This is a genomic window from Actinosynnema sp. NPDC059797 (genome assembly GCF_042732085.1).
GTDB lineage: Bacteria > Actinomycetota > Actinomycetes > Mycobacteriales > Pseudonocardiaceae > Actinosynnema.
In genome coordinates, this window is the sequence record NZ_JBHWIE010000237.1 from 1 (window position 1) to 11,215 (window position 11,215).

Here is an 11,215-nt window from a genome sequence, read left to right on the forward strand (position 1 = left end):
GTAGAGCACGAGGGCGGCGCGGGGCGGCACGACCGCGGTGGCCTCCGGGCGGGGCCGGTCCGGGCGCACGGCCAGCGGGATCGAGCGGCCGCCGTCGAGCAACTCGACCTCGCCGCCCGGGTGCGCGACGATCCCCGGCGGGTGACCGGCCGCCGAGTAGACCAGCTCGCCGGTCGAGGGGTCGAGCACGCCGCAGAACACGGTGGTGGACAGCGCGCCGGGCAGGGTCGCGGCGAAGCGGTCCAGGGCGCTCAGCACCCGGGCCGGGCCGGAGTCCTGGAGCAGCAGCGCCCGGCACGCGCTGCGCAGCTGCCCCATCACGGTGGCCGCCTGGAGGCCGTGGCCGACGCAGTCGCCGACGACGATGCCGATGCGCCCGTCCGGCAGGTCGATCGTGTCGTACCAGTCGCCGCCGACGCGCACCGGGCGCGTGGCGGGCTCGTAGCGCACCGCGAAGCCGTCGTGCAGGTGCGGCGGGCCCAGGATCGCGTGCTGGAGCGCGAGCGCGGTCTCCCGCTGCTGGTCGATCTGGTGCACGCGGTGCAGGCCCTGGCCGAGGTGTCCCGCGAGCAGCACCAGCAACGTCCGGTCCTCCGCCGAGAACGGCCGGTGCCCGCCCAGGTCGACCAGGACGACGAGCACGCCGCGCGGGTGCTCCAGGGCGATGCCCGCGTGCGCCGCCCCGTCCACGTGCGGGACGAGCGGCGGCCCGGCGCGCAGCCGGTCGGTCGAGTCGCGCAGCGACGCCGGCAGGTCGCCCCACCGGGTGTCGTCGCCCGCGCACACCACCTCCGGCTCGGCGGTCGTACCGAAGGTGACGGCGAGCGCGCGGCGCGCGTCCCACAGCGACCGCAGCTCCTCCAGCGCGCCGGCCAGCGCCTCGTCCAGGGTGTCCGCCCGGGACAGCCGGACGCTCAGCGCGGCCAGCGCCGAGTCCCGCTGCACGGCGTAGTGCTCCGCGGTGACGTCCCGGAACGTGCCGACCACCACGCGGCGGCCGGTGTCGGGGTCGTGGACGCGGCTGCAGGCGGCGGCCACCCACAGCCGGTGCCCGTCGCGGTGGGTGACCGGGACGGTCCCGGAGCCCACGCCCTTGTCCAGCACGGTGGCCAGGGCGGCGCGGATGTCGAGGGACTCCTCGGGGATCCACGGGTGGGGCAACGCGTAAGGCAGCCCCTCCGGGCCGTGGCCGAGGATCTCGGTGAACGCGGCGTTGACCTCGACGACGGTGCCTTCCTCGTCGCAGACGAAGAAGCCCTCGTGCAGCGAGTCGGTCAGCGCCGTGCGCCACGCCGCGTGGTGGTTGCGCAGCCGCGCGAGCCGCACGTTCGCCCGCACCCTGGCCAGCAGGTCCGCCGAGGAGAAGGGCTTGACCAGGTAGTCGTCCGCGCCCGCGTCCAGGCCCTCCGAGGATGCCTCCTGCCCGGCGCGGGCCGACAGCAGCAGCACCGGCACGCCCGCCGTCCGCTGGTCGGCGCGCAGGGCGGCGACCAGCTCCAGGCCGTTCAGGCGGGGCATCATCACGTCGCTGACCACCAGGTCCGGCCGGTGCCGGCGCGCGGCGTCCAGGGCGGCGCGGCCGTCGGTGACCGTGGTGACCTCGTAGGCGGGCGCGAGCAGCCGCCGGAGGTAGTCGCGCATGTCGGCGTTGTCGTCGGCGATGAGCACCCTGGTCGGCGCGGCGCCCGCGTCGACCGGGGTGACCCGGTCCGCCGCGCCGTCGGCCGCGGCCCGGTCGGGCGGCGCGTCCCCGGCGGGCAGCCGGCGCAGGGCCTCCTGCACGAACGCCTCGGCCGCGCCCGACACCACGAGGTCCGCGCCACCGGCCTCGACCACCGAGTCGGCGGGCAGGTGGGCGTGGCCGAGGGGCACCCGGGCGGTGAAGGTGGTGCCGACGCCCTCGGTGCTCTCGGCGGTGATCGTGCCGCCGTGCAGGCCGACCAGTTCGCGCACCAGCGCCAGGCCGATGCCGCTGCCCTCGATGGAGCGGGAACGGGCGTCGTCGATGCGGTGGAACCGCTCGAACAGCCGCGGCACCTCGTGCTCGGGCACGCCGATGCCGGTGTCGGCGACGGTCAGCACGGCGTGGCCGTCCCGCTCGGCCAGCGAGACGCGGATCGAACCCTCGAAGGTGTACTTGTGGGCGTTGCCGAGCAGGTTCAGCACGACCTTCTCCCACATCTCCCGGTCCACGTGCACGGGACCGGTCAACGGCGGGCAGTCCACCTCGAACACCAGGCCGGCTCGCTCGACGGCGGACCGGAAGACACCGGCCAGCTCCGCGGTGAACGCGGCCAGGTCCACCGGCTCGTAGCGCGCCCGCACCCGGTCGGCCTCGATGCGGGAGAAGTCCAGCAGCGCGTTGACCAGCTTGCCCAGCCGCAGGCCGTTGCGGTGGACGACCTCCAGCTCCTCGCGGACGGGCCCGTCGTCGGCGAACCGGTCCCGCAGTTCCGCCACCGGGCCCATGATCAGGGTCAGCGGGGTGCGGAACTCGTGGCTGACGTTGGAGAAGAACGCGGTCTTGGCGCGGTCCAGCTCGGCCAGCTCCTCGGCGCGCCGCTGCTGGTCCTCGTAGGCGATCGCCGCGTTGACCAGGGCGGCGGTCTGCCGCGCGACGAGCTGGAGGAAGGACTCGTAGGCGTCGTCGAGCGCGTGGCCCGCGCTCGCGGCGAGCACCACCACGCCGACCGGCTCGCCGTCCGCGTCACCGGTCAGGGGCAGCACCACCGCCTCGGCGGGCGGGGTGCGCCAGCCGCCCGCGGGCAGTGCGCCGACCCGCTCGGCGACGTCCCGCAGCACGACCGGTTCCCCGGTGTCCAGCACCTCGCGCAGCGGCCACGCGGCGGCGCCCTCCCGCAGCGCCCCGGGCGGGCTGGTGGCGACCAGCACCGGCTCGTCCGCGCCCGGCCGGCGCAGGTGGATCGCGGCGAACGGCACGTCCGAGCCCGCCCGGCCCAGCACGGCGGCGACGAGGTCGCACGCCTCGGCCACGCTGCGCGCGTTGCCCGCCTGCGCCCCGAGGTCGTGCAGCACGGCCAGGCGGCGTTCGCCGAGCACGCGCTCGGTGGTCTCGCTGACCGCGGTGAACACGCCGCGCACCACGCCGTCGTCGTCGTGCACCGGGCTGTAGGAGTAGGTCCAGTAGGTCTCCTCCCAGTAGCCGTGCCGGTTGACCGGCAGCAGGAGGTCCTCGGACCAGGTGGCCTCGCCGGAGGCCATCACCGACCGCAGCATCGGGCCGATGGTGTGCCAGATCTCGGGCCACACCCGCTCACCGGGCTTGCCCAGGGCCGGGTGCTTGCCGCCGAGCAGCGGCAGGTAGGCGTCGTTGTAGAGGAACCGCAGCTCCTCGTCCCACCACAGGATCATGGGGAAGCGCGAGGTCAGGCAGATCCGCACGGCCGTCCGGAGCGCGGCGGGCCAGGTGCCCGGCGTGCCGGCGCCGCTCTCGGCCCACGGGTGCGCGCGCATCCGCGCGGCCATCTCGCCGCGGCCGGGGAACACCAGGTCGGCGGGGATCACCACGGCGCCTCCCCCGCCTCGGCGCGGTGACGGGGGCGCGGGGCCCGCGCGTCGTCTCGCGGGCGCGTGGCGGGGCGCGCACGCGTGGTCGGGGAAGCTGGCACCGGTCACCCCAGGCTGATCGGTCGGACACCTGCACGGCATCTTTCCCCGTGGGTGCGCCGTTCACATGACGAGACGGCCGGTGCGCGTCGGCCGCGTTCCCGGGCGCGCCCGGGTCTTCCGGCGCCCGTGCCCGGCCCCCCTGCGCCGCGACCTGGTCGCGACCGAGTTGCGCCGGGCCGTCCGTTCGGGTTATCCACGGTTGTGACCGTTGCCGAGAACGACCCGTCGCCGCCGGCGACGTCCACCCGGGCCGGGCTGCTGATGCTCGCCGTGTTCGCCGCCGCCCAGGCGACGATGGTGGTGGCGTCCGTGGTGGTGCTGCTGCCGTTCGCCGCGGCCGACCCCGGGCTGCTCGACGAGGACGGCGGGCTGCCGCCCTGGCCGCTGCTGACGCTGCTGGTCGTGCCGATCACGCTGGCGGCGCTCGTCGCGGTGGCCGGGACGGCGTGGCTGGGCGGCGGTCCGCGAGCCGGGCGGGCGCGGCGCGAGCTGGCGTTCCGCTGGAACTGGCGCGACCTCGGCATCGGCCTGGCGCTGGGCGCGGGCGGCCTGCTCCTCACCCTGCCCGCGGCGGCCCTGTGGGCGCTGTGGGTGGGCGACGAGCAGGCCACGTCCGCGGTCGGCGACGCGTTCGCCGGTCGCGAGCTGAGCCCCCTGCCCGCCGTGATCGCCTTCCTGGCGGTGTGGCTCGTCGCGCCCATCGGCGAGGAGGTGCTGTTCCGGGGCGCGCTGTGGCGGGCGCTCGAGCGCTGGGGCCTGAACCGGTGGGTGGTGTTCGCGGTGACCAGCGCCGTGTTCTCGATCGCCCACCTGGAGCTGCTGCGCACCCCGCTGCTGCTGGTGCTGTCCATCCCGCTGGGCCTGGCCCGCCTGTTCACCGGCAACCTGCTGGCGTCGGTGGTGGCCCACCAGGTCAACAACTTCCTGCCCGCCGTCGCCCTGCTGCTGACCACCACCGGCGTCCTGACCGGCTAGCGCCGCGGGCCGTCGAGGACGCACCCGCCGGCTGGGGCCTCAGTCCTTCCGGGGCCTCAGTCCTTCCAGGGCATCTCGTCGCGCATGCCCTCGTTGATGGCGTAGGCGTTCTTGACGGCCGCCTTCAGCGCGCCCTCCACCCACCGGCGGTGCCGCCGGTCGCACGCGTCGTTGGCGAACCACACCCGGTTGACCGGCCGGATCACGTCCTCGTAGAAGCTCTCGCTCATCTCGAAGGCGCGGAACAGCGGGCCGATGCCGCAGGCGAACCAGTCCAGCGCCCAGTCCTTGTAGACGCCGAACTCGAAGGTGTCCTTCGCCTCGGGGTGGATCTTGGCCAGGTCCTCCAGCGCCTGCGCCACGCACTCGTCGCCGGCCAGCGGCGTGTACGGCATGCTGTCCTGCTCCCAGCAGTAGGAGGCGATCATGACGCCCTTGCGGAAGCGCGTGTCCTGCCCGGCGGGCGGGTAGACCACGTTGCGGATCGCCAGGTCGGTGACGGTCAGGCCGTGGGTGATGCCGTACGCGCTCTCCCACCAGCGCTCGCTGAACTGCATGAACAGCTTGTGCGCGCGGCCGTAGTAGGTGTTGCGGATGGCGTACCACTTGTCCGGGTCGAGCCCGCTGATCTCCATGTGGCGCAGGCCGGCGAACGGGACGGTGATGACGCACTCGTCCGCGGTGATCTCGTGCGCCTGGCGGCCGGTGCGGTAGTGCACCCGCACCTCGCGGTCGCCCTGGTCGACGGCGTGGACCTGCGCGCCGAGCCGGATGTGGTCCATCAGCTCGGTCTCGAACGCGCGCGGCAGGCTGTCCGCGCCGTCGACGATGTAGACGAGGTGGCCGAACACGTCCTCGTAGTAGTGCGAGAACCACTCGACCAGCGAGAAGTGGTAGCGGCCCTCCAGGTTGAACAGGGGGCCGAGCATGGACAGCGCGCCGTCGCTGAGGCCGCGCTCCTTGAGGTAGCCCAGCAGCGTGTACCGGTCGTAGTCGGTCAGGAGCCGGTGCCACGCCTTCTCCTGGTCCTCGTGCTCCATGATGTCGACGAGCGGTTGCACGGTGTGCCGGAGCAGTTCGTGCGGCGCTTTGTCGGCTTCGTCGGGCAGCAGGTCGAAGTTGAACTGGTCGGCGGTGAAGTCGCCGCGGCGCACGCCTTTTCCCTGGAGGAACACGAACGTGTCCTCGTCGTACATGGGGAACGGCGCGGTCGCCAGCCCGAAGCGGTTCTTGATCAGGTGCTGCACGAGCGGGTGCTGCTCGGGGAAGCGCATCGCGCCGAACTCGCCGTACATGTCGCCGGCGAACCCGCGGTGGGTCAGGATGCGACCGCCGAGGCGGTTCTGCCCCTCCAGGATCGTCACCTCGTGGCCGGCGTCCCTGAGCAGCAGGCCGGCGGTCAACCCGGCCATCCCGGCGCCCACGACGACGATCCGCCGCTTCGGCGCGGAGCTTTCCGGCAGACCTTCCCTGAGCAGGTCCAGGACTTCCACGGTCATGAGGTCACCTCATCATCCCGGCGATATCCACCGCGTGCTGTGAAAAATGACAGGAGAGGTGGCCATCCTCGAATATGGACCGTACTCGCGCGGAAGACGGGCGACCACTCCACGATGGGGTGAGCCTGGATTAACGCGGCGCAGGGAAATGGGCCGGCAAGAACGCACGAATGCGGTGCCGCGCGGTTCCGCACCGCCGCTGGACCTGCCTGACCGGGCCCCCGTCAGGCAGGTGGGTGAAACCCGCTCCCCACCCTGGTGATCACCGAGTGTGATCAATACAGTGCGCCGCGTGGCAGCTGTCGAGGAGTCCCCCGGCCCGGTCGGGCCGGCGGCGGAAACCGATCCCCGCTTCGCCCTGATGGACATCGCGTTGAGCTACCTGGTGCCCGCCGCCCTGAGGGCCGTGACGGCGTTGGGCGTGGCCGACCACCTGGTGGCGGGACCGCGCCCGGTCGCCGAGCTGGCCCGGTCGGTCGGCGCGGACCCGCTCAACCTGCACCGGGCGTTGCGGCTGCTGGCCACGCGCGGGGTCTTCACCGAGGGCGACGACGGCCGATTCGCGCTCACCCCGGCGGCGGAGCTGCTGCGCACCGACTTGCCGTCGTCGTTCGGCCCGGCGGTCCTGATGCTCACCGACGAGTCGTTCTGGCGGCCCGCCGGCGAGCTGGAGGAGGCCGTGCGCACCGGGAGGTCGCCGTTCGACCGGCTCTTCGGGGTGCCGTTCTTCGAGCACTTCGCCCGGGACCCCGACACCGCGGCGATCTTCCACGTCGGCATGGCGTCGATGTCCGACCCGGAGAACCCCCTCGTCGCCCGCGCCTGCGACTTCCCGCCGGGCGCGACGGTGGTCGACGTCGGCGGCGGTCACGGCGGCCTGCTGCTGGACGTGCTGCGCGAGCACCCCGGCGTGCGCGGGGTGCTGTTCGACCAACCGCACGTGCTCCGGGGCCACCGCCTCGGCGAACTCGGCGCGGACGACCGCTGGGACCTCGTCGCGGGCGACTTCTTCGCCGAGGCCCCGCACGGCGACGCCTACCTGGTCAAGCGGATCCTGCACGACTGGGACGACGAGCACTGCCTGCGCATCCTGGAGCACTGCCGGCGGGCGATGTCCCCGCACGGCCGCGTCCTGGTGGTCGACGCGGTGGTCCCACCGGGCAACGACCCCGACCCGGGCAAGGTCATCGACCTGCTGATGATGAGCTCCTTCACCGGCAGGGAGCGCACCCGCGCCGACTTCGACGCCCTGTTCACCCGGGCGGGCCTCCGCCTGACGCGCGTGCTGCCGACCGGCACCCGCCTGTCCATCGTCGAAGGGGTACCCGCACCGTGAGGGCGCGGGCAGGCGCTTCCCGCCTCACCCCGCGATCCCGGCAGGCCAGGCCGAACCCAGCACCAACGCGCGGTCAGCGGTGATCCCAGTCAGCCTCCGGGCCAGCAGGAACGGCGCCTCGACCGGCGCCTCGGCCTCCCGACCCGACCCGCTCACCATGCCCACCGCCGCCATGTCACCCAGGAGCGCGTCGGGCGCCGCCCCGCCGCGCGACTCCTCCATGCCGGGCTCGAACCCGCACACCAGCTCACCGCGCACCCAGTACTGGACCAGCTCCAGGCCCGAGCCGGTGCGGAGGAGGTTGAGGGCACGTCCGCCACGCGACAACCCGCGCAGGACGCGTTCCCCGCTCCCGAGGATCGACTCCAGCTCGATCGCCAACGACCAGCGGCCCAGCGGCGCCACCCTGACACCGCTGCCCCGCTCGGAGGCGTTCACGGGCAGCGTGGCCCAGCTCGCCGGCTCGCCCAGCGGCTCGGCCCCGAACGCGGCCAGCACGTCGTCCGCGCCCACCGCCTCGACGAAGGTGAGGCACCACATCACCACGGCCTCGTCGTGCAGCCACTCGAACACCTCGGCCGGGGTCCCGTCCACCGGGTGATCGTAGGAACCCGGGCCGTCTCGCCGGTCGACGCCCGGCGGCCCGGGGCCACCACGCCCCCCGGGGCGGTCAGCGCGCGTGGGCCGTGTCGCGCGGCAGCGGTCCGACGTCGGCGTGCCGGCCGGGCCGGAGGGCCGCGTGCCGCTGACCGGGACCCGGGCCGGAGCGGGCGGCGAGGGCGTCGGCCACCGCGCCGGTGACGAAGGCGTAGACGGTCTTGTGCAGCAGGTCCACCACCAGCTCGCCGCGCGGCCAGGTGGACGGCGGGGCGCCGACGCCGGTGGCGTTCTCCAGGATCTGGTCGTTGGTCAGCCGCACCACCGCGAACTTCGCCGAGGACCACGGGCCGCGCAGGCCGGCGTTGGCCATCACCGACCGCAGGACCCCGAGCACCACGCCCTGCCCGAAGTGCATCGCCCAGTTCACCGGCAGCGGTTGCCGCCCCGGGCGCTCCTCCATCCCCGTCAGCCGCTGGAGCACCCTGGCGGGGACGTGGGAGTCCGGTCTCCCGGTCAGGCGCTGCTCCAGCTTCTCCCCCACCGTCATCACCGCGACCCCGGCCGCGCCGGCGACCAGGCCCTGCCACAGCGCACGTTTCATCATGTGGGCGCGGGTACCCGGAGCCGGCGCGACCACACCGGGAGTCCTCCGATCCCGGGAACCTCCGTCGGGCGGGGCGTGGTCTTACTACGATCGACCGCTCAGCGGGTGTCCGTCCGGGGGGTGTCGTGGCCAAGGTCTTCCTCAGCTACGCCTCGCGCGACCGGGAACTGGCGAGCGAGGTCTTCGCCTGGCTGCGCGACGCCGGGCACGACGTGTTCTTCGACCGCGACCGGCAGCGGGGCATCGAGCTGGGCGAGGACTGGAAACCCGGCTGTACCGGGAGCTGCGGCGCTGCGACGCCGTCGCGTGCCTGCTGACCCCTCCTACCTGCTCTCGACGTGGTGCACCGCAGAGATCGCGATCGCCGACTCGATCAGTGCCGGATCCTGCCGCTGCGGACCACGCCGGACCGGCACCCGCTGCTGGACCGCCGGCAGCACAGCGACCTCGGGCAGGACCCCGCCGAGGCGAAGGGGTGGCTGCTCTCGGCGCTCAAGCGCATCGACGCCGGCGGCGGGGGCGAGTGGCTCGACGGGGACAACCCCTACCCCGGCCTCGAACCGTTCACCGAGGAGCTGACCGGGGTGTTCTTCGGCCGCGAGGGCGAGACCAGGGAGCTGGCCGCACGCGTGCGCGGTCGCCGGGCGGGGCGTGGTCGCGGTGACCGGGCCGTCCGGGTGCGGCAAGTCGTCGCTGCTGCGGGCCGGGCTGGTGCCGGCGCTGGGCGACCGGCTCCGCCTCGCGCCGTGGCGGCCCGGCGACGACCCGGTGTCGGCGCCGGCGCGGGCGGTCACCGCCACCGCGCGCGGGCACGGGCTGCCCTGGCGGCTGGAGGAGGTCCGCGGGAGGCCGGCGGACGACGACGGGCTCCGCCGCCTCGCCGAGGAGCTGCCGGCCGAGGGACCGCGCCGCCCCCGGCTGCTCGTCCCGATCGACCAGGGCGAGGAGCTGTTCACCCGCGCCGACGACGGGGAGCGCGCCCGGCTCGCCCGGTTGCTCCGGCGGGCGCTGGACGGCGGGACCACCGAGGTGGTGATCACGCTCCGCTCGGAGTTCCTGGACGACCTCGGCGGGCTGGGCGAACTCGACCGGGTCGAGCCGTTCCTGCTCGGGCCACCGGCCCGGGACATGCTCCGGCTCGCCATCTCCGAGCCCGCGTCGATCGCCGGCCTGCGCGTGCGGCCCGAGCTGGTCGCCCGGCTGGTGGGCGACACCGCGAGCGGCGAGGCGCTGCCGCTGCTGGCGTTCGCGCTGCAGCAGCTCGCGCACGGCCGCACCCGGGGCGACGCGATCGGCCTCGCCGACTACGACGCGCCGGCCGCCCAGTCGGGGTACCGGCACCTCACGGCGCTGCACGCGGTGCCGGCCGGCCGGGCGGACCACGCGCTCGCCACGGCGGTGGAACGCAGCGGCCTCACCGAGCGCGACGTGCTCACCGGGTTGTTCCGGCTGGTCGCGCTGGACGACAACGACCGGCGCACGCAGCGGCGGGTCCCCGCCCACTCGCTGCCGCCGGACGTGCGGGTGGCGCTGGAGGTGTTCGTCGACCACCGGTTGCTCACCGCGGACGGCGACCAGGTCGGGCTCGCCCACGAAGCGCTGCTGACCGCGTGGCCGCCGCTGGACGAGCTCCTCACCGAGCGCGGCTCCGCGCTGCGCGCCGTGCGGGTGGTCGAACGCGCCGCCGCCGACTGGGTCGCCGCCGACCACAGCGAGACCCACCTCTGGGACAGCGACCCGGCGGCCCGGCCGGAGCAGCTCGGCGCGCCGCTCACCGACCACTCGAACTGGGTGCTCGCGTCCGCGTTCAGCCCGGACGGCCGCACCCTCGCCTCCACCAGCGGCGGGCTGGTCCTCTGGGACGTCGGCTCCGGTGGCGCGCCGCGCAGGCTGAGCACGCCGGTCCGGGTGTTCGACGACCACGGCGACGTCGCCTTCAGCCCGGACGGCCGCCTCGTCGCCGCCACCGCGGGCGAAGGTTCCGAGGTCGCGCTGTTCGACGTCCGCGACCCGGCCGCGCCGGTGCGGCTGGGCGATCCGATCACGGCGCACGGCCGGTCCGTGCGGGACGTCTCGTTCTCCCCGGACGGCAGGACGCCGGCGACCGCGAGCGGCGACCGGACGGCGGTGCTGTGGGACGTCACCGCGCCCGCCGCGCCCCGGCGGATCGGCCTGCCGCTGACCGACCACGACGGCGCCGTCAACGAGGTCGTGTTCACCGCCGACGGCACCAGGCTCGCCACGGCGGGCGCCGACCACCACATCACCACGTGGCGCACCACCGAGGTGCTCCAGCCCACCCGGGTCGGCGAGCCCATCGGGAACCACCTCCACGGCGCCGCGCCGGCGCTGTACCGGCCGGGCGGCGGGTTGCTGTTCACGGCGGAGGGCGCGCGCAACGGCCGGCTGTGGCCCCTCGACCCCGGCTCCGGTGTCCCGCCCCGGGAGCTGGAGCACGGGATGTTCCCCACCGCAGCCGCGTTCAGCCCGGACGGCCGGGTCCTCGCCACCGGCAGCGTCGACGACACGGTCCGGCTGTGGGACGTCGAGGACCCCCGCGCGGTGTACCGC

At 74.6% G+C, this 11,215-nt stretch carries 8 protein-coding genes; 4 read left to right on the plus strand and 4 right to left on the minus strand.

The features are described from left to right. Positions 1 to 3,528 (minus strand): SpoIIE family protein phosphatase (locus tag ACFV4N_RS32290; protein WP_499676426.1); only part of this gene is annotated, 3,528 nt, incomplete at its 3' end. A gap of 303 nt (positions 3,529 to 3,831) precedes the next feature. Here ACFV4N_RS32290 and ACFV4N_RS32295 point away from each other — a divergent pair. Next, positions 3,832 to 4,605, plus strand: a complete 774-nt coding sequence (locus tag ACFV4N_RS32295) for a CPBP family intramembrane glutamic endopeptidase (protein ID WP_499676427.1) — start codon at positions 3,832 to 3,834, stop codon at positions 4,603 to 4,605. Between the two features lie 56 nt (positions 4,606 to 4,661). Here the strand turns inward: ACFV4N_RS32295 and ACFV4N_RS32300 are convergent, their stop codons facing one another. Next, complete coding sequence (locus ACFV4N_RS32300) at positions 4,662 to 6,104, minus strand: flavin monoamine oxidase family protein (RefSeq protein ID WP_499676428.1); 1,443 nt, start codon at positions 6,102 to 6,104, stop codon at positions 4,662 to 4,664. Between the two features lie 292 nt (positions 6,105 to 6,396). Here ACFV4N_RS32300 and ACFV4N_RS32305 point away from each other — a divergent pair, with 292 nt between their 5' ends. Further along, positions 6,397 to 7,440: a methyltransferase gene (locus ACFV4N_RS32305; protein ID WP_499676429.1), complete on the plus strand. Its 1,044-nt coding sequence runs from the start codon at positions 6,397 to 6,399 to the stop codon at positions 7,438 to 7,440. Positions 7,441 to 7,464: 24 nt separating this feature from the next. On the opposite strand, the gene ACFV4N_RS32310 is transcribed toward ACFV4N_RS32305, so the two are convergent. Both ACFV4N_RS32310 and ACFV4N_RS32315 read right to left on the minus strand, forming a co-directional pair. Further along, complete coding sequence (locus ACFV4N_RS32310) at positions 7,465 to 8,034, minus strand: DUF6461 domain-containing protein (RefSeq protein WP_499676430.1); 570 nt, start codon at positions 8,032 to 8,034, stop codon at positions 7,465 to 7,467. A 76-nt stretch (positions 8,035 to 8,110) separates the two neighbouring features. After that, a complete protein-coding gene (locus ACFV4N_RS32315; protein WP_499676431.1) occupies positions 8,111 to 8,644 on the minus strand; it encodes a hypothetical protein in 534 nt (177 codons plus the stop codon). A 125-nt stretch (positions 8,645 to 8,769) separates the two neighbouring features. Between ACFV4N_RS32315 and ACFV4N_RS32320 the strand changes: the two genes are divergently transcribed. Then, complete coding sequence (locus tag ACFV4N_RS32320) at positions 8,770 to 8,961, plus strand: toll/interleukin-1 receptor domain-containing protein (RefSeq protein WP_499676432.1); 192 nt, start codon at positions 8,770 to 8,772, stop codon at positions 8,959 to 8,961. 334 nt (positions 8,962 to 9,295) lie between these two features. Further along, positions 9,296 to 11,215, plus strand: a 1,920-nt coding sequence (locus ACFV4N_RS32325; RefSeq protein WP_499676433.1) for a WD40 repeat domain-containing protein, incomplete at its 3' end; no start/stop codon positions are given.

Excerpts from the sequence above, each read along its gene's own strand:
- ACFV4N_RS32300 (WP_499676428.1), bottom strand. The coding sequence starts at position 6,104 with ATGACCGTGGAAGTCCTGGACCTGCTCAGGGAAGGTCTGCCGGAAAGC.
- ACFV4N_RS32315 (WP_499676431.1), bottom strand. The coding sequence starts at position 8,644 with ATGATGAAACGTGCGCTGTGGCAGGGCCTGGTCGCCGGCGCGGCCGGG.